Origin of the sequence: Cryobacterium arcticum, assembly GCF_003185895.1 — a bacterium.
Taxonomy (GTDB): Bacteria; Actinomycetota; Actinomycetes; order Actinomycetales; family Microbacteriaceae; genus Cryobacterium; species Cryobacterium arcticum.
This window is the reverse complement of the sequence record NZ_QHLY01000005.1, coordinates 316707-334992: the sequence shown is the minus strand read 5'-3', so window position 1 is coordinate 334992 and position 18286 is coordinate 316707. Positions and strand designations below refer to the sequence as shown.

The window sequence follows — 18286 nt, the reverse complement described above, 5'->3', positions numbered from 1 at the left end:
CTCGTTGTCGACCGAGGCGAGCTCGGAGACGAAGCAGTCAGTGCCGAAGACCCAGCCGGGCCGGGCTGCGAGCGCGCGCTGGGTGTCGAGCTGGCGGCGGCGAGCCTCATCGTCTGCCCTCGACCAGAAGTCCCACGGCGAGAAGTCGAACGGATCGATCACGACACCCCGCTCGAGTCGCCCCCGCTGCGCGGCGGGGCGGTCGAGCCCCGCACATTCAGGCTCGGATTGAGCGTCACGCGGTGTACCGGCCGCGACGGATCCTCGATGCGCCGCAGCAGCAGGTCGACGGCCGTCTCGCCGACCGAGCCGCGGGGCGGGCTGACGGCGGTCAGCGCGGGAGTGAAGAGCTGGGCGACCTCGTCGTCGTAGGCGATGATCGACAGGTCGTCTGGGATCGAGATGCCGCGGGTGAGGGCGAGGTCGACGAAGGCCATCGCTTCCGGGTCGGAGTGCACGAGCAGGCCCGTGATGCCCGTGCGCAGCGCCATGTCGAGCGTGGCGTCCACGGCAGCTGAGAACTCGGGGCTGCTGCGGTCGGGCAGCATCTGCTCGAAATGCTCGGTGGGGGTGAGGCCGAGTTCAACGCACGCGGCCTGCCAGCCCGCCGCGATCTTGCGTGAGGTCGGCGAGAAGCGGGAGAGCATGAGGCCGACCTTGCGGTGGCCGAGGCCGGCCAGATGCCGGGCGGCGAGCATGGCACCGAGGGCATGGTCGGTGGTGACCGATTCGACCGGCGTTCCCTCCGGCAGCAGCAGGCCGTCGCGCTCCACAAGCACGCTGGGTTTACCGCAGTCGGCGAGCCACTGGATCACATCCTGGGCGTGAATCGTCTCGGTGTTCGGCGCAACAATCACGCCGCGCACATCGTCGCGCAACACGAGGCGCTCGAGGACGGGCCGTTCATCCTGCAGTTCGTAGGAGGCGCCGCGCAACAGCACCCGCATGCCGTTCTTCTCGGCCGCCGTTTCCATGCCGCGCATGACCCCCGGCCAGTAGTAGTTCAGCGACGGCACCAGCACCGCGATCGACCCCGGGATGGTCGGCGTGGTGTCGCCCGCAGCGCTGGCGGGCGCGCGGCGAGAGCCCTCCAGGTTTCGGCCGCTGGGCACGGCGCCGCCGTGCACGCGCACGAGTAGGCCCTCACGCTCCATCTGGGCGAGGTCGCGCCGCAGCGTGACGGGTGCCACCTTGAGCTCGTCCATCAGTTCCGACACCCGAACGACTCCGTCTCGCGACAGGGCGTTCAGCACGTGTGACCTGCGGCTGGCAGCCAGAGGTGTGTGTTGAACCTGATCGGTCATCGTGCGTCCTCTTTGGTCGGTTGGTCGTTGGCTACGGTGACGGTGATGGTGTCCCGGCCGGTGACGTCCAGGTCGAGCCTGGTGAGGCTCTGCCCCCACACGTCCGAGAGCATCGGATCGTCGAGTGGGCGCATCGTCAGTATGGCCGGAATTCCCGCGGGCCATCGCACCCGCAGGGCCGGTGCGCCGTCAAGTGGGGTGATGACGGCGGTGCCGTCGCCGAGCGTGACATCGCCGGCGAGGAGGAGCCGCACCGTCGACGCCGGTTCGGCCGTATCCGGCCCGGATCCAGGTGGCCACGGCTCGAGGTTCCAGGCGTCGGTGATGGTGACGACTCGCCGAGTGCGGTCGAGTTGCACGGTGCGGTGCCAGGACACGAGGCCGGGAGCCGGATAGGCCGCCGTGATATCGAGGGCAAGGGACGATCGGTCGTCGGCGACGGCGGCCAGGGCGTCGGCCGCCGCGTATCGCCGCCCAACGGCCTGCGGCACGCCGCGCACCTCCGGCACGTTGTGCCAGGAGCTCTGCATCGCCCAGATCGAATACCGATCGGGCCCGAATGTCGCGAGAGTGTAGGTGGGGCGCCCGGCATCCACGAGCACGGGCACGCCGTCGGAGGCCACCAGGAAGGATCCGACGTCGTTGTGGTTGTGGTTCTCGTCGTTGTTGCCGCCCTTCGCGGCCAGGGTGAGACCGGCGGACGAACCGGCGGACTCCCGGGCGATGAGCACCTCGACCGACCCCAACCAGACATCCCGCGGCAGAGGCTGCCCTGACTCGTCGCCGACGATGTCGACGGCAGCGAGCCAGGCCGGGTCGGTGAGGCCGCGCAGCAGCCGGCCGAGCCCCTCCGACTCGCTCGCGACCGCGCGGCCGGCCGTGCGGTAGGACGCGGCGTGGGCCTCTGCCGCTCGGTCGCCCACTCGCCGGCCGGCGCGGAAGAGAGAATGCCACGGTTGATCGGCCGTCGGTTTGGCCTGGCCGTCGGCGTGATTGACGTACCAGGCACCGCCCAGGTGCATGCGGTGGGGGAACGCCACAGTGTGGCGAAGACTCGGTATGGCGGCCGCGGCGTCCAGACGCCCGCCGGTGGCATGGGCGAGGATGTCGAGCGCCTCGAGTGCCCGGCAGGCACCATTCCACCAGTAGGAGTAGCCCTCGTCGATGGCCCCATCGTCGGGCAGGGCCGTGGCATAACGGTCGATGCCCTCGATGACCAGGGCGATGACCCGGGCGCGTTCCGCCTGCTCCGTGGGTGCGTCCAGGAACCGCAGGGCCGCGACCAGCACGTTGCCCTGGATCCACGGGCTCCAATTGTGCACATTCGCGTCCAGCCCGAGCCAGTGCCAGTCCCGGCGGTTGACGAAGGGGTCGAGCACCCGCGTACGCGCTTCGTGGCGCATCCGGGCGCGCAGGCCGGGATAGCGGTCGTCGAGTTGGGCGCCGAGGAGTTGGTCGATCCAGGCGAGCTGCCCCACCACCTCACCGGCGCCCAGGTCAAGATACGGATCGGTGACCGTGGCCAGGATGGCGCCGTGTGCGCTCAGGGAGTCGTCGTGTGCGGGCCAGCACCACGAACTCTGCTCGCACAGCAGAACGATGCCGTCGGCGACCTGGTCGATCCAGGATTCGTCGAGGGTCACCGCGGCAGCGACGGCGGCACGGCTCAGCCGGTGCTGCCGGGCGAAGGCGGCGCTCTCCCAGACATCCCGGTTGCCGTCGCGGTGCACCCGGGCGGCCGAGCTGGCCAACGGGGTGGGCCACGCGGCCGGGAGATCCTGCGCTGCCCGGCCCAGGAGGCCCCCGAGGGTGACCGCATCGAGGCTGCCCGCGCCGAGCGTCCAGACGTCGCGGTTTCCGGCGGGCGGCACCGGCAGGCTGGCCTCGGCGTGGGCGAGCAGACCCGGCAGCGCATGAGCCAGATCACCGGCGCCGAGGGCGGCTTGCGTCTCGAACGCCGCGGTCAGCTCGCCGCGGAAAATCGCTTGCCCTCTATCCGGCACTGCGTTCTCCTTCATGTTCCTCACCTGCCGCGCCCCGTTGCGCCCACGTCCCGACCATTGGCCGTAAAACGATCATAAGCGATCATACTCGAACAAATAAAGCTTGTGATGAACGAAAAAGGTTGATATGTTCGCACAACGGTCGATTTCAAGCGTCGGCTGCACCATTCAAAGGAGAAACCGGTGATCACCGAACCCCCCGCCACTCACTCACGTGGGTCTGGCTCAGCGGATGCCGCCGGCATCCACGGTTCGCACGACACCGAATGGTCCAGAAGCCAGTGGGTCGCCTACGCCGACTCGATTCTCGCCGGGGCCCAGGCCTGGGCCTCCCCGGGCCACGCTCGCATCACGCCGCCAGGGGCAGAGGGCGGTTATGGCCGGGCGGTCGATGGTCTTGAAGGATTCGCCCGCACCTTCCTGCTGGCCGGGTTCCGCATCGCCGGCGAGCGCGGGGAGGGCCTGGACGCCCTGATCGAGTTCTACCGGCACGGTATCCGTACCGGCGTCGATCCTGACGCGCCCGACCGCTGGGTGCGGCTGGACGAACACCCGCAGGCGAAGGTGGAGGCGGCGTCTATCGCCCTGATCCTCGACCTGACCCGGCCGTGGATCTGGGACCACCTCGACGCCCTCACCCAACAGCGGGTCATCGAGTACTTCTCGCCGGTGGTGGGCGACACGACCTACCCGCAGACCAACTGGGTCTGGTTCCGCCTCGTGGTGCAGACCTTCCTCCGATCGGTGGGCGGCCCGTGGTCGGCCCAGGACATCGCGGACGACCTGGCCCGGCACGACTCGTTCGCCCGGGCAGACGGTTGGATGTCGGACGGCGACGAGAGGTCGTTCGACCACTACGTCGGCTGGGCGCTGCACCTCTATCCGGTGCTCTGGTCGCGCATGCAGGGCGCGGCCGAACTCGCGAACGGCCGCACCGCCGCCGACGTCGCCGGCCTGGACCGGTTTCTGCTCGACGCCGTCACCCTCATCGGTGCCGACGGTTCGCCGCTGCTGCAGGGCCGCAGCCTGATCTACCGCTTCGCTGCAGCCGCTCCGTTCTGGGTGGGTGTTCTCGCCGAGGTGCCGTCGCTGTCCGCCGGAACCCTGCGACATGCGGCCAACCGGGTCGTCGCCCACTTCGCCGACCACGATGTTCCCACTGCCGCCGGACTGCTCAGTATGGGCTGGCACGACGAATGGCGTGCCCTGGCCCAGTCGTACTCCGGGCCGGGTTCTCCCTACTGGGCCGTCAAGGGCCTGCTCGGTGTCCTTCTTCCGGCAGACCACCCGGTGTGGGCGGCGCCGGCCGAACCTCTCCCGGTCGAGACCGGCGATACCCTGCGCGCGGTGCGCGCGGCCGGCTGGATCGTCTCCGGCACCCGGGCCGACGGCATCGTGCGCGTGATCAACCACGGCACCGACCACGCGACCGAGAACAGCCTCGTCGGCGACTCCCCGCTCTACGCCCGCATCGGCTACTCGACGGCGACCAGCCCGCTGCTCGACGCCGAGGCCTGGGAGAACCCGCTCGAGCAGACGGTCAGCATTGTCGATCCGTCCGGCCGGGCCACCCACCGTGCGGCGATGACGCTGGTCGAGGTGCGGGTTCAGGATGACGCCGACGGCACTGTCGGCATCTCCGCATCCACCTCGGCCGCGCACTGGCTCATCGCCGACCCGTCCGGGCACCGGCACGGATCCGGCCTCGACGGCTCCGTCACGGTGGCTGGTCGCGTCACCGTGCACTCACTGGTGCGCGGTGCGTGGGAGGTGCGCCTCGCCCGGGTGGAATCGCTGGAGCCCGGACTCGCGGCGGAGACCCTGCACCTGCGGATCGGCGGGTGGCCGATTTCCGGCGCAGCGCCCATCACCACCGCAACCGCCGAAGGCGCCCGCGCCGCGTCGGCAGAACGCAGCAGCGGCATCCGTGCTGTCGTCGGGGCAGGGGTCGCCGGCGTCGTGATCCGGTCGCACGCCACCCCGCTGGGCAGCGTGACCGCCGTGCCAACGGTCGAATATCCCGTCGCGGTGGGCGCGTGGACCGCGACCGTTCTCGAACTCACCGGCCTGGTGACCGGGGAACTCGACTGCACCGTCGATGTCGTCGCCGCCGGGGACTACTGGGCGGCCGACATCACCTGGCCCGACGGCGCACAGACGTCGAGCACCCTCACCGACCACCGCACTGCTGCACAGGCAGAACGGTAGAACGACAGAATCCGCGTCGGGTTCTGGCATCCGCACGAGCAATCACAAGCAATGACAAAGGAGCAGCAATGAAGCGCAAGTTTGTAGCCGCGGCAGGAGTGGCGATGGTAGCCACGCTGGCACTCGCCGCCTGCAGTGCCAGTCCGGCGGCCGAGCCCGCCGAACCCGGTGGACCGGTGACGCTGAGCGTCTCGGGGTGGAGCATCGCCACCACACCAGAGTTCCAGCTTCTCGCCGATGGGTTCGAGGAGAAGTATCCCGAGGTCACCGTCGAACTCAAGGAATACGACCCGGTGAACTACAACACCCTGCTCACCGCGGACCTCGCGGCGGGGTCCGGGCCCGACATCATCACCCAGAAGGAGGTCAAGTTCGTCTCGACCTACCAGGAGGGCGGCCAGCTGCTCGACGTCTCCGACGTCAAACTGCCCGAGGGAATCGGCGGCACTGAGGCGTACGACATCGACGGCGCCAGTTACGCGGTGCCGTACCGCCAGGACTCCTGGGTTGTGTACTACAACAAGGCGCTCTTCGACGAGGCCGGCGTGGAGTACCCCGACGGTTCCTGGACCTGGGACGACTACGCGGACCTCGAGTCCGAACTGTCCACTGCGCTCTCGGCCAAGCCCGCTTTCGGCGGGTACCAGCACAGCTGGCAGTCGACGGTTCAGGGGTTCGCGAACGCGCAGACTCCCAAGGCCGACATCCTTAGCGGCGACTTCGGCCACCTCGAGGACTACTACAACCGGGTGCTCGGCATGCAGGACGACGGCGGTCAGGTGGACTTCAACACCCGCAACGCCAACCAGCTCACCTACCAGGGCGAGTTCGGCAAGCAGAAGGCAGCGATGCTGCCGATGGGATCGTGGTACGTCGCCACCCTCATCGCCCAGCAGGCATCCGGCGAGGCCGACGACTTCGAGTGGGGAGTGGCTCCTTCCCCGCAGTACGACAAGAAGACCACCGGCACCGACAACGTTCCGGTGACCTTCGGCGACCCGACCGGGCTCGGCATCAACGCCGCCATCGGTGACGACAAGGAGCAGGCGGCGAAGGACTTCCTCGCCTACGCCGCGAGCGAAGAGGCCGCCCAGGCGTTGGCCGCGATCGGCATCACGCCGGCGCTGCTGAACGACGACGTGGTCGAGACCTACTTCTCCGTCGACGGCAGCCCCACCGACGAGCTGTCGAAGTTCGCCATCTCCACGCACAAGACCCTGCCCGAGAACCCGACGTCCAGCAAGACGGCGGCCATCCAGGGAATCCTGATGGACCTGCACACCGCCGTCATGTCGGAGTCTGAGCCCATCGAGAGCGCGATCAAGACCGCCGAAGACCGCGTGAAGAACGAAGTCGGACTCGACTAACACCCCTGGGCGGCCGGCCCTGGCGCATCAGAGGCCGGCTGCCCACCCCCGCACCTCCCCCTCATCGAAGGAGATCCACCCATGGCGACCACAACCGCCACTGACGTTGCCGGCACTGACGTCGCCGCCGGCCCGTCGCCGTCGCTGCGTCGCCGGCGTTCCCGGCTCGCGAGGAGAAACGCCCTTGTCGGGTGGAGCTTCATCCTGCCGAACTTCGTCGGGTTCGCCGCCCTGACCCTCGTGCCCATCGTTGTGCTGTTCTACATGTCGATGACCAACTGGAACGTCTTCGGCACCGCCAATTGGGTGGGCCTGGACAACTTCCAGCGCCTCGTCGGCGACGGCAGCTTCCGCATCGCCCTGTTCAACACCCTCTACTACTCGGTGCTGCACATCCCGTTGACCTTCGCCGTGGCGCTGGGCCTCGCCCTGTTGCTGAACAGCAAGCTGCGCGGTGTCGCGTTCTTCCGCACCGCCGCGTTCTTCCCGTACATCACGTCCATTGTGGCCATCGCCATCGTCTGGAACCTGTTGTTCAGCCCCGACTACGGCCCGATCAACGAGGTACTGCGTGCGTTCGGCCTCGAGAACCCGCCCGGCTGGCTCACCTCCTCGGACTGGGCGATGCCGGCAGTCGTCATCGTCAGCACCTGGCGCGACATGGGTTACTACATGATCCTCTTCCTCGCCGGGCTGCAGACCGTGCCCCGCGAACTGCATGAGGCCGCCCGGATGGACGGCGCCAACGCGCTGCAGCGGTTCTTCAACGTGACCATGCCGAGCCTGCGGCCCACCACCTTCTTCGTCACCGTGATGCTCACCATCAACTCGTTCAAGATCTTCGACCTCATCCTGGTGATGACCGAGGGCGGACCGGGCCAGTCCACCCTCGTGCTCTCCCAGTTCATCTACACCAAGGGATTCGAGGAGAGCCAGTTCGGCTATGCCTCCGCCGCGTCCGTCGCCCTGTTCTTCCTCTGCATCACCGTGACCGTGGCGCAGTTTCTCGCCAATAAGAGAAGGAGTGCCTGATGACCGGTCTCATGGTTCCCGTCGAGGACGTTCGCGGGCTGCGCAAGCTCGCAGACTCCACCCCACCCAAGCACCGCCCGCGCGCCGGCACGCCGTTGCGGCGGGCGGGCCGGGTGGCCGGCTACGCCGTGCTCATCATCGCCGCGCTCGGGCTGTTCACCCCGTTCATCTGGATGGTGATCAGCTCGCTGAAGACCTCGAACGAGGTGTTCTCGGTGCCGGTGACCTGGTTCCCCGAGATCTTCGTCTGGAACAACTACGTCGAAATCTGGACCAAGAGCGACATGCTCACCTGGATTCGCAACACGATGTTCCTCTCGGTGGTGGTGACGTTCCTGCAGGTGCTCACCGGATCGTTCGCCGCCTACGGCTTCGCCCGCATCCGCTTCCCCGGCCGGGACGCGCTGTTCCTGGTCTACATCGGCACCATCGCCGTGCCGTGGCAGTCCTACATGATCCCGCAGTTCATCCTCATGTCGGAGCTCAAGGTCTCGAACACGCTGTGGTCGATCGTGCTGCTGCAGGCGTTCGGCGCATTCGGTGTCTTCCTGATGAAGCAGTATTACGAGACCATCCCCGAGGAACTCTCCGAGGCCGCCCGCCTGGACGGGCTCAGCGAATACGGCATCTGGCGGCGCATCATGCTGCCGCTGTCGGTCCCCGCGCTGGCCAGCCTCGCCCTGCTCACCTTCGTCAATACCTGGAACGACTACCTCGGCCCGCTGATCTACCTGCGCGACCCGAACCTGTGGACCGTGCAGCTCGGCCTCAAGAGCTTCGTGAGCAACCTCTTCGACACGAATTACGCCCTGCTGTTCGCCGGACTCACCATCTCGGTGATCCCGATCGCGATCATCTTCCTCGTCGGACAGAAGTACTTCGTCGAGGGTCTGGCCACCAGCGGAATGAAGGGCTGATCGAGATGAAGCCACTCGCGCACGGCACCTACACGATGATCGCCGGTGTGGTCTATCTCGCCCTGATCACCAACGTGCTGCTGGTCATTTCCTGCCTCCCGTTCGTGCTGCTGCTGGTCACGACGGACCCCGCCCGGTCCTGGCCGTTGCTGGCCGCCGCGGCACCGTTCTGCGCCCCCGGCGTCAGCGCGGCGTTCGCCACCTTCCGGGAGTTCAGCCGCAACGGCGTCACCCCCGCCCGCGCCTTCCTGGCCGGCTGGCTCGCCACCTGGCGTCGAGCGTTCCTGCTCGGCGGCGCAGCCACCGCCGTGGTGGTCGTGCTGATCGTCGACCTGCGGTTCTTCGCCGACAGCGGCCTCTCCGTCGTGATTGTTCCCGTTCTGGCCGTGCTCACCGTGCTGGTGGGCGCAGTCACCCTGGTCAGCCTGGTCGCGATCTCGGATGTTCCGGGAGCCCGCTTCCTCGACGTGATCCGGGCGAGCCTCTACCTGTGCGTGCGCCGGTGGTACCTGACCGTCGTCTCCCTGCTCGTGATCGGCACCCAGGTCGCGTTGTTCGCGAGTATGCCCGCCATCGCGCTCGGCCTGACCGCCGCGCCGGCGCTGTACTTCGCCTGGGCGAACTCCCGGTACACCCTTCGACCCGTTCTCTCCATCGACGAGGTCCCGGCGCTCGCGCCGGGCCGCAGCTAAGGAACACTACCGATGACGACCCCACTCACGCCCGGTACGACCGAAACCTCGGTCGACACGGCGATAGCCGCCGCGCTCCAGACCGTGCTCCGCAACAGTGCGACCTTCGGTGCCGGCTACCCCGACGACACCACCACCGATGGACGGTACCTACCGCGGCCGGCGGTCACCGGCTTCCCGCTCGGCGGCAACCGCGGTTGGACCACCAGCTTCTTCAGCGGCATGGAGTGGCTGGCCTGGGAGCTCACCCATACTGACGCCTACCGCACCGCCGCCCTCGCCCACTCGGCGGACTTCTCCCGGCGGGTGAGGGCCGGCGAAGACCTCGACACGCACGATCTCGGCTTTCTCTACAGCCTGTCGACGGTGCCGGCCTGGCGTCTGCTCGGCGACACCGAAGGCCGCGAGGCCGCGCTGCTCGCCGCCGACCACCTCATGCTCAGACTGCTCGAGCCGGCCGGCATCATCCAGGCCTGGGGCGACCTCTCCGACCCGAGGCAGCGCGGGCGCACCATCGTCGACAGCCTCATGAACATGCCGCTGCTCACCTGGGCCAGCGAGCAAACCGGCGACCCGCGCTACCCCGACGCCGTGCGCCGTCACACTGCTCAACTGCGCGAGCACATCGTGCGCGCCGACAACTCGACCTTCCACACCTTCTACTGGGATGCCGAAACCGGCGAGGCGCTGCGCGGCGCGACCGAACAGGGCGCGTTCGACGACTCCTGCTGGGCCCGCGGCCAGGCCTGGGGTATCTACGGGTTTGCGCTGAACTACCGCGCCACCGGTGACCCGCTCCTCCTCGACGCTGCCTGGCGCTGCGCCGATTACTTTCTCGCCCACCTCCCTGCCGACTCGGTGCCGTTCTGGGACCTCGTCTACAACGACGGCAGCGATGCGCCGCGCGACAGCTCATCGGCCGCGATCGCGGTGTGCGGTCTGCTCGAACTCGCCGATCTCGAGGGTGCAGGGGAGCGCGCGACCCGCGCAACCGAGGCGGCGCACACCATGCTCGCCTCCCTGATCGAGAACTACACGCCGGCCACCCCCGAGGACTCCGACGCGCTGCTGTTGCACAGCGTGTACGACCTGCCGAAGAACAACGGCGTCGACGAAGGCACCCTGTGGGGCGACTACTTCTATCTCGAAGCGCTCACCAGGGTCGCCCTGCCCGGTTGGAAGTCGTTCTGGTGAGGCTCATCAGCTACGCCCGCCCCGGCGGCGCTCAGGCCGGCGCCGTCATCGCCTCGCACCGTGGCGATCTCGTCGTGAGACTGGGCCCGTTCACCGTCGAGGAGATCATCAGCGATGCGCAGACTCTCGCCGCCACCCGCGGCGTGGTCGAGCGTGCCGCGGCATCGCCAGAGGGCCTGCCTCTACTGGCCGATGTGCAGTTGCTCCCTCCCGTGCGGCCCGGCAAGATCGTCTGCCTCGGCTACAACTACCGCGGGCACGTGCCTGCCGGAGAGGACCCGACTGCCGGCGACCCGGCCTATCCCGACGTCTTCGTCAAGACGCCGAACGTTCTGGGGGCCCCCGGTGACCCGGTGGTGCTGCCGCGCGCCAGTACCTCCGTGGACTACGAGGGCGAGATCGCGATCGTCATCGGCCGCCGCGCTCATGACGTGCCGCTCGAGTCCGCCCTGGACTACGTTGCCGGCTACGCCCTCTTCAATGACATCTCCGACCGGGACTGGCAGGGCCGGTCCAGCCAGTGGGAACTCGGCAAGTGCTTCGACGGCTTCGGCCCGCTCGGCCCCGAACTGGTCACCGCCGACGAGGTGCCCGACCCCCAGGACCTGCTCGTCGAGGTTCTTCGGGATGGCGTCGTGACCGTGTCGCAAAGCACCGCCACCATGATCTTCCCGATGGCGTTCCTCGTGCACTACCTGAGCCAGGTCATGACCCTAGAGCCCGGGGACGTCATCTCCACCGGAACCCCGCAGAAACTGCCGCAGGCGCAGGACGAGCACCGGCCGCTCGGCCACGGCGACGCCGTGACCATCCGGGTCGCCGGCCTGGGCGAACTCACCACCACCTTCATCGATCCCATCAGCACCAACCAGATCGGGGACCGCCATGATTCTTGATTCCTTCCGCCTCGACGGGCAGGTCGCCCTCGTCACCGGTTCGACCCGGGGCCTCGGCCAGGGCGCCGCTCTCGCCCTGGCCGAGGCCGGCGCCGACGTCGCGCTGCTCGACCGTGCCGACGCGAGCGACACCGCCGAGAAGATCCGTGCGCTCGGCCGGCGGGTGCACCTGATCCGGCGAGACCTGGTGCAGGCCACTCCCGACGAGATCGCCTCGGCGGTGACCGAGGTGGTCGACGAGCTCGGTGACCTGCACATCCTGGTGAACAATGCCGGCATCATCCACCGTGCGCCGGCCGTGGATTTTGCCGCGGACAGCTGGAACGACGTGCTGTCGATCAACCTCGATGCGGTCTTCCATCTCTCCCAAGCCGCCGGGCGACACATGTTGGCACAAGGCCACGGGCGCATCATCAACATCGCCTCGATGTTGTCCTTCCAGGGCGGCGTCTTCGTGCCCGCCTACACGGCCTCCAAACATGCCGTCGCCGGCCTCACCAAGGCCCTTGCCAACGAGTGGGCGGCGTCGGGCGTCACCGTCAACGCCATCGCGCCCGGCTATATGGCGACCGATAACACCGCGGCCCTTCGCGCCGACGTCGAACGTGAGCGCTCGATCCTGGCCCGCATCCCCGCTGGCCGGTGGGGTACGCCCGCCGACCTGCAGGGCGCATTCGTCTTCCTCGCGTCCGACGCGTCAGCCTATGTCACCGGCACCGTGCTGCCGGTGGACGGCGGCTGGCTCGTGCGCTGACACCGACCCGATACCGACCAAGGAGCACCATGGAACAGCGATACGCCACCAACCCGACCCAGATTCCGGGCATGACCACCGGCGACCTGCGAGCAACCTTCCTCATACCCGAACTCTTCGTTCCCGGCGAGATCCGCGTGACGTACACCCACCACGACCGCATCGTGCTCGGCGGCGCCGTGCCGGCGGGAACCGACCTGGTACTGCCGGGCTACCCCGAGATCCGCAGCGAGTACTTCCTCGAGCACCGTGAGCTGGGCATCATCAACGTCGGCGGCCCTGGCACGGTGACGGCGGATGGCGAAACCTACGAACTCGAGACCGGCGCGTGCCTCTACCTCGGCCGTGGCATCCGGGATGTGGTCTTTGCCGATGCGCCGGCCGGCGCGGAGGCCGGAGCGCAGTTCTACCTGTTCTCCGCGCCCGCGCACACCACCTACCCGACGGCGCTCGTCGCGCCCGGGCAGGGCACCGTGCGCGAACTCGGCGACCAGGTCACCTCCAACCGGCGCACGCTCAACCAGTACATCCACGAGAACGGCGTGCAGTCCTGCCAGATCGTGATGGGCGTCACCCAGTTGCACCCCGGGTCGATGTGGAACACCATGCCCGCGCACACCCACGACCGGCGCACCGAGTGCTACCTCTATTTCGATGTTCCGGCCGACGCCCGCGTCATCCACCTGCTCGGCGAGCGTGAAGAGACCCGTCATCTGGTGGTGGCCGACCGCCAGGCGATCATCTCGCCGAGCTGGTCGCTACACTCCGGAGTCGGCACGGCGGCGTACTCCTTCGTCTGGGCAATGGCCGGTGAGAACCAGGCCTTCGACGACATGGATGCCGCCCCGATCACCGATCTGAAATGACGAACGTCATGCCCACGCCGCCGCCCGGCACCGGCCCGGAACTGCTCGCCGTCGGTGAGACGATGGCGATGGTCGCGCCCCTCACCGGCGACCGGCTGGCCGAGGCCGAGCACTTCCGCCTCGACGCGGGCGGAGCGGAATCGAACGTCGCCGCCCACGTGGCAGCGCTCGGGCACCGCGCCGGGTGGTTCAGCCGTCTCGGTGACGACGCGCTCGGCCGCCGGGTGCGCGCCCAACTGAAGGCACGCGGCGTGGACGTGTCGTCGGTGATCACCGACCCGGTGCATCCGACCGGGCTGTACGTCAAGGATCCCGGAAATGGCGTGCGGTACTACCGCGCCGGTTCGGCGGCGTCACAGCTGTCGATCGCGGATGCCGAGCTGGTGGACCTGCGGGGAGTGCGCATCCTGCATGTGTCCGGCATCACGGCGGCCATCTCCGATTCGGCGGCCGGGTTCCTCCGCCGGCTGATGCGCCGCGCCCGGGACGCCGGAGTGCTGGTCAGCTTCGACGTCAACCACCGGCTCGCCCTCTGGGACTGCGCCGTGGCGGCGGACGCCCTCGCGGCGCTGGCCCGCCGGGCCGACCTCGTGTTCACCGGCCGCGACGAGGCGGAGAGCCTGTGGGGCACCGTCTCGGCCAGTGAGGTGCGCGCCCACTTTGCCGACGTGCCCGAACTCGTGGTCAAGGACGGCTCAATAGGAGCGACGACCTACCTGGGTGACCAGGAAGTCTTTGAGCCCGCTCTCGTGGTCGACGTCGTCGACGTGGTCGGTGCCGGCGACGCCTTCGCCGGCGGTTATCTCGCCGCACTCCTCGAGGGCGCGACACCCGCGGAACGCCTGCGAGCGGGCCATCGCCGTGCCGCCCTCACCCTCCAGACCACGGGAGACTCCATCGACGAAAGAGTGCTGTGATGACCGAGACGACCGACCCGACCGCCGACACCGCGACCTTCTTCGCCGAAACGTTCGCCACGGCCCCACTGATGGCGATCCTCCGCGGCACGGGCGTCGAGCGAGCCGTGACGCTCGCCACCACCGCCTGGGACCTCGGCATCGACTCCGTCGAGGTCACCCTGCAGTCCGACGAAGACCTGCTGGCCCTCCGCGCGGTCGCGCGCCTGGCCGAGGAGCGCGGCAAGATCGTCGGCGCTGGCACCATCGTCTCTGCCAGGCAGATCCCGCTGGCGGTGGCCGCCGGTGCCCGTTACCTCGTCTCACCCGGGCTCGACCCGCGGGTCGTGCTCGCCGCCCAGGAGCACGGTATCCCCATGCTGCCCGGCGTCTCCACGCCGAGCGAGGTGCAGATCGCCTGCGGACTCGGGCTCACCTGGATGAAGGCCTTTCCCGCGGCCTGGCTCGGTGCCGACTGGTTCCGGCATATCCGCGGCCCGTTCCCGCAGGTGCGCTTCGTGGCGACCGGTGGGCTCGACGCCACCAACGCCGGGCAGTTCCTCGACGCCGGCGTGCGGGTGGTGGCCGTCGGCTCAGCCCTCGAAGACCCGCGGCAGCTCGCCCAGCTGGCCGGCCTGCTCACGGCCGGCGCCTGATCACCGTCAGCCGCACAGAGGGCTCATAGGAATGACATAGCAGGAGCCAAGGGGATCACAGGTGACCCTCGCAGGATAGGTGTCGTACCGGAAATGACAGACACCAATTCGAGAGGCAGCCATGAGCCGCATCCCTGAACCAGATTCCACCCCGGCCGGCCCCGCCTACGAGGGCCGCCTGCTCGACCGCGCCGACGACGAGGTCGTCGACCAGGGGGTCGCCTTCGACCTGCGCACCCTGATCAGCCGCCGCAACATCCTGAGCCTGATCGGTGTGGGGGCCGGCGCGGTCGCCCTGGCCGCCTGCGCCACCGATGCCTCCGGTAGCACCAGCACGTCCACCGCCACCGCCACCACCAGCACCGGCGAGATCCCGGACGAGACCGCCGGGCCCTACCCCGGCGACGGCTCCAACGGGGTCAACGTGCTCGAGGAGTCCGGCATCGTGCGCAGCGACATCCGCTCGAGCATCGGCGGCGGGCTCACGGCCGAGGGCGTTCCGATGACCTTCACCCTGACCGTGCTGGACATGAACAACAACGATGCGCCATTCGCCGACACCGCGGTGTACGTCTGGCACTGCGACGCCGCCGGCGGCTACTCGATGTACTCCGACGGCATTGAAGAGGAGACCTACCTGCGCGGCGTGCAGATCGCCGACAGTGCGGGCCAGGTCACCTTCACGTCGATCTACCCGGCCTGCTACACCGGCCGCTGGCCGCACATCCACTTCGAGGTCTACCCCGATGTCGACTCGATTTCGGATGCTGCCAACGCCATCTCCACCTCGCAGGCGGCCCTGCCGGAGAACACCAGCAGCACGGTCTACAAGCTGGCCGGCTACGAGGGTTCCACCGCGAACCTGTCGCAGGTCACCCTCGACAACGACAACGTCTTCGGCGATGACGGCGGAGCCCTGCAGCTCGCCACCGTGACCGGTGACGTCACCTCCGGGTACGTCGTCAACCTCACGGCCCGGGTGGACACGACCACCACACCTACCGCGGGCTCCTCACCCGATGGCGGCGGCGGTGGCGGCACTCCGCCCAGTGGCGGCGGAGGCACCCCGCCCTCCGATGCGCCCACCCAGTAACCCTTCCTGACCCCACCCTGCTGATACCGAGAGAAGGACACCGAACTCATGGGACTGCTTCAGAACCTCACCGGCTGGCACGCCATCATCATCCTTGTCGTCATCCTGCTGCTCTTCGGCTCGACCAAACTGCCGGCGCTGGCCCGGAGCGTCGGACAGTCGATGAACATCTTTAAGACTGAGATCCGCGAGGCCACGGAACCCGCGGCACCGACCGGCGCCGACAGAGTGACCGAGCGCTCGCCGGCCGAGCCGACGGGGCACTCGGTCGCCGTGGTCGACGGGCGCTGAGGGACATGGGCGCCCGGAAGACCTCGCCGGCCGAACCCGGCCTGATGCCCCTGGCGGGTCACCTCGTCGAGGCCCGCACGCGGATCTTCCGGGCGGCCATCGGCGTGGCCGTCGCCGTTGTCGTCGGCTACCTGTTCTCCGACCCGATCCTCGACCTGCTGCGAGCACCGATCGTGGCCCTGGCCCAGTCGCGCAATGCCACCCTCAACTACGGCAGCGTGAGCGGTGCCTTCGAGCTCAAGATGAAGATCGCGCTCTATACCGGCCTCGTGCTCTCCAGCCCGGTCTGGCTGTACCAACTGTTCGCGTTCTTCGTGCCGGCCCTGACCCGACGCGAGAAGAAGTACACCTTCGGGTTCCTGTTCTCGGCCGTACCGCTGTTCCTGATCGGATGCCTGACCGGCTTCGCCCTCTTCCCACACGTGGTCGAGCTGCTCGCGAACTTCGCGTCGGCCGAAGACAGCACCATTCTCGAAGCGTCCTACTACTTCGACTTCGTGATGAAGCTCGTGCTCGCGGTGGGTGTGGCCTTCGTGCTGCCGGTGTTCGTGGTGCTGCTCAACCTCATCGGCGTGCTGCCGGGGATCACGATCGTGCGCGGGTGGCGGCTCGTTCTGGTGGCCATCGTGCTGTTCTGCGCCCTCGCCACCCCGGCCGCCGACATCATGTCGATGTTCCTGCTCGCGATCCCCATGTGCGCGCTCTTCGCCGCCGCAGCCGGCATCGCCCTGTTGCACGACCGACGCGTCGCCCGCCGGGCCGCCGTCCTCACCGCGGACTCACGCGAGTCCGTCACCGCCTGATCCCCCGTGACCGCCGCACAAGGAGAACACCCATGCTGGGCCTCAGCTTCGAAAAACTGATCGTCGTCGCCCTCATCGCCGTCTTCGTCATCGGGCCTGACCGGCTGCCGCTCTATGCCGGCCGGCTGGCCACCCTCGTGCGGACACTACGCGACCGCTCGGAAGCGGCGCAGGTCAGGGTCACGCAGGAACTCGGCGAGGGATTCGACGTCGCCGAGTGGAAGCAACTCGACCCCCGCCAGTACGACCCGCGCCGGATCATCCGGGAGGCACTTGCGGAGCCGGACCCGCCGGCACAGCCCGGCCCAGCTGCGCCTGCGGCGGCCGGTGCCCCGGCGCAGGCGGAATCCAGCATCGCCCAGCTGATGCGCACCTCCCGGACTCGCCTCAGCGAGGCGGAGGTTCAGCAGACCACTACGGTCATCACGGCGCCCGTCGATGCGGCACCGATCGGTGCTGCTCCGCTCGATACGGCGCGGCCGGCGCCCAGCTGGAGGGGGTACCGGCAGGCACTCCCTGGCTCCGACGTGCCGGCGTAGCGTCGAAGCATGATCACTCCCGACGCGCAGAAGAACCACGACGAACTGTTCCCCGGGCACGTCTCCACCCTGGCGCGAACCGACCCCGAGCTGATCGAGTACTTCGACAATTTCGCTTTCGGCGAGGTCCCGGCCGAGGGCACGCTGACTCCGAAGACCCGGCTCATGGTGCAGCTCGCCGCGCTGATCGCGGCGCAGGCGCTGAGCGAGTACCGGGTAATGGTCGGCGCCGCGCTCACCGTCGGCGTGACTCCGATCGAGGTCAAGGAGATCGTTTACCAGGCCGTGCCCTATGTGGGCATGGCCAAGGTGTTCGACTTTCTGCAAGTCACCAACGCCGTTCTGGGGGAGCGAGGCGTGGAACTGCCCCTGCCCGCCCAGTCCACGACTACCACCGAGACCCGGGCGGAGCAGGGCCTCGCCGTACAAAAGCGCATCGTCGGCGATTTCGCCGTCGACCAGATGTACGCCAACGCGCCGGCCGACCAGGCACACATCCAGCGGTTCCTGTCGGCCAACTGCTTCGGTGACCACTACACCCGCACCGGCATCGACCTGCCCACCCGTGAGCTGCTCACCTTCGCGATGCTCGTGGACCTCGGCGGATGCGAGCCCCAGGTGGCCGGGCACGTCGCCGCGAATCTCAACGTCGGCAATGACCGCGGCATGCTGGTCGACACCCTCACCCAGCTGCTGCCCTACATCGGCTACCCCCGCACCCTCAACGGACTGCGCGTCGTCAACGAGGGCACGACCGCCGCCTGACCGTGGGGGC

General features: G+C 68.5%; 18 protein-coding genes. 16 read left to right on the top strand and 2 right to left on the bottom strand.

Going from position 1 to position 18286, the window contains the following annotated elements; all coding sequences use genetic code 11:
• Positions 1 to 158: 158 nt before the first annotated feature.
• A complete protein-coding gene (locus CTB96_RS03155) occupies positions 159 to 1304 on the bottom strand; it encodes a substrate-binding domain-containing protein (protein ID WP_110125448.1) in 1146 nt (381 codons plus the stop codon).
• The gene (locus tag CTB96_RS03150; RefSeq protein ID WP_110125447.1) at positions 1301 to 3322 is read right to left on the bottom strand and encodes a heparinase II/III domain-containing protein; all 2022 of its coding nucleotides are present in this window, start codon (positions 3320 to 3322) and stop codon (positions 1301 to 1303) included. Before CTB96_RS03150 ends, CTB96_RS03155 begins: the two co-directional genes overlap by 4 nt.
• A gap of 168 nt (positions 3323 to 3490) precedes the next feature.
• Between CTB96_RS03150 and CTB96_RS03145 the strand changes: the two genes are divergently transcribed.
• From CTB96_RS03145 to CTB96_RS03070, 16 genes are all read left to right on the top strand, one after another.
• Positions 3491 to 5515 (top strand): DUF2264 domain-containing protein, encoded by a 2025-nt coding sequence (locus tag CTB96_RS03145; protein WP_248283188.1) that lies wholly within the window; start codon positions 3491 to 3493, stop codon positions 5513 to 5515.
• A 68-nt stretch (positions 5516 to 5583) separates the two neighbouring features.
• The gene (locus tag CTB96_RS03140) at positions 5584 to 6882 is read left to right on the top strand and encodes an ABC transporter substrate-binding protein (protein WP_110125446.1); all 1299 of its coding nucleotides are present in this window, start codon (positions 5584 to 5586) and stop codon (positions 6880 to 6882) included.
• An 81-nt stretch (positions 6883 to 6963) separates the two neighbouring features.
• On the top strand, positions 6964 to 7914 hold the full coding sequence (locus CTB96_RS03135; protein ID WP_110125445.1) for a carbohydrate ABC transporter permease: 951 nt from the start codon (positions 6964 to 6966) through the stop codon (positions 7912 to 7914).
• Positions 7914 to 8831 (top strand): carbohydrate ABC transporter permease, encoded by a 918-nt coding sequence (locus CTB96_RS03130; protein WP_110125444.1) that lies wholly within the window; start codon positions 7914 to 7916, stop codon positions 8829 to 8831. The genes CTB96_RS03135 and CTB96_RS03130 overlap by 1 nt, the downstream gene beginning before the upstream one ends.
• 5 nt (positions 8832 to 8836) lie before the next feature.
• Positions 8837 to 9523: a ferredoxin-NADPH reductase gene (locus CTB96_RS03125; RefSeq protein WP_110125443.1), complete on the top strand. Its 687-nt coding sequence runs from the start codon at positions 8837 to 8839 to the stop codon at positions 9521 to 9523.
• Positions 9524 to 9535: 12 nt separating this feature from the next.
• Positions 9536 to 10717 (top strand): glycoside hydrolase family 88 protein, encoded by a 1182-nt coding sequence (locus CTB96_RS03120; RefSeq protein ID WP_110125442.1) that lies wholly within the window; start codon positions 9536 to 9538, stop codon positions 10715 to 10717.
• Positions 10714 to 11613, top strand: a complete 900-nt coding sequence (locus CTB96_RS03115) for a fumarylacetoacetate hydrolase family protein (RefSeq protein WP_110125441.1) — start codon at positions 10714 to 10716, stop codon at positions 11611 to 11613. Before CTB96_RS03120 ends, CTB96_RS03115 begins: the two co-directional genes overlap by 4 nt.
• Positions 11603 to 12367 (top strand): 2-dehydro-3-deoxy-D-gluconate 5-dehydrogenase KduD, encoded by a 765-nt coding sequence (kduD, locus tag CTB96_RS03110; protein ID WP_110125440.1) that lies wholly within the window; start codon positions 11603 to 11605, stop codon positions 12365 to 12367. Before CTB96_RS03115 ends, kduD begins: the two co-directional genes overlap by 11 nt.
• Before the next feature lie 29 nt (positions 12368 to 12396).
• Positions 12397 to 13233 carry a 5-dehydro-4-deoxy-D-glucuronate isomerase gene (gene kduI / locus CTB96_RS03105; protein ID WP_110125439.1) on the top strand — a complete coding sequence of 279 codons (837 nt, stop codon included), beginning with the start codon at positions 12397 to 12399 and terminating at the stop codon, positions 13231 to 13233.
• A complete protein-coding gene (locus tag CTB96_RS03100) occupies positions 13230 to 14150 on the top strand; it encodes a sugar kinase (protein WP_248283187.1) in 921 nt (306 codons plus the stop codon). Before kduI ends, CTB96_RS03100 begins: the two co-directional genes overlap by 4 nt.
• A complete protein-coding gene (locus tag CTB96_RS03095) occupies positions 14150 to 14785 on the top strand; it encodes a bifunctional 4-hydroxy-2-oxoglutarate aldolase/2-dehydro-3-deoxy-phosphogluconate aldolase (protein ID WP_110125438.1) in 636 nt (211 codons plus the stop codon). The genes CTB96_RS03100 and CTB96_RS03095 overlap by 1 nt, the downstream gene beginning before the upstream one ends.
• Before the next feature lie 121 nt (positions 14786 to 14906).
• Positions 14907 to 15878 (top strand): intradiol ring-cleavage dioxygenase, encoded by a 972-nt coding sequence (locus CTB96_RS03090; protein WP_110125437.1) that lies wholly within the window; start codon positions 14907 to 14909, stop codon positions 15876 to 15878.
• 48 nt (positions 15879 to 15926) lie between these two features.
• Entirely contained in the window at positions 15927 to 16169 is a 243-nt protein-coding gene (gene tatA, locus CTB96_RS03085; protein ID WP_427846460.1) for a twin-arginine translocase TatA/TatE family subunit, read from the top strand.
• A 5-nt stretch (positions 16170 to 16174) separates the two neighbouring features.
• Positions 16175 to 16972: a twin-arginine translocase subunit TatC gene (gene tatC / locus CTB96_RS03080; protein ID WP_345788768.1), complete on the top strand. Its 798-nt coding sequence runs from the start codon at positions 16175 to 16177 to the stop codon at positions 16970 to 16972.
• 32 nt (positions 16973 to 17004) lie between these two features.
• The gene (locus CTB96_RS03075) at positions 17005 to 17511 is read left to right on the top strand and encodes a twin-arginine translocase TatA/TatE family subunit (RefSeq protein ID WP_181397110.1); all 507 of its coding nucleotides are present in this window, start codon (positions 17005 to 17007) and stop codon (positions 17509 to 17511) included.
• 9 nt (positions 17512 to 17520) lie between these two features.
• The gene (locus CTB96_RS03070; RefSeq protein ID WP_110125436.1) at positions 17521 to 18276 is read left to right on the top strand and encodes a carboxymuconolactone decarboxylase family protein; all 756 of its coding nucleotides are present in this window, start codon (positions 17521 to 17523) and stop codon (positions 18274 to 18276) included.
• The last annotated feature ends 10 nt before the right edge of the window (positions 18277 to 18286 follow it).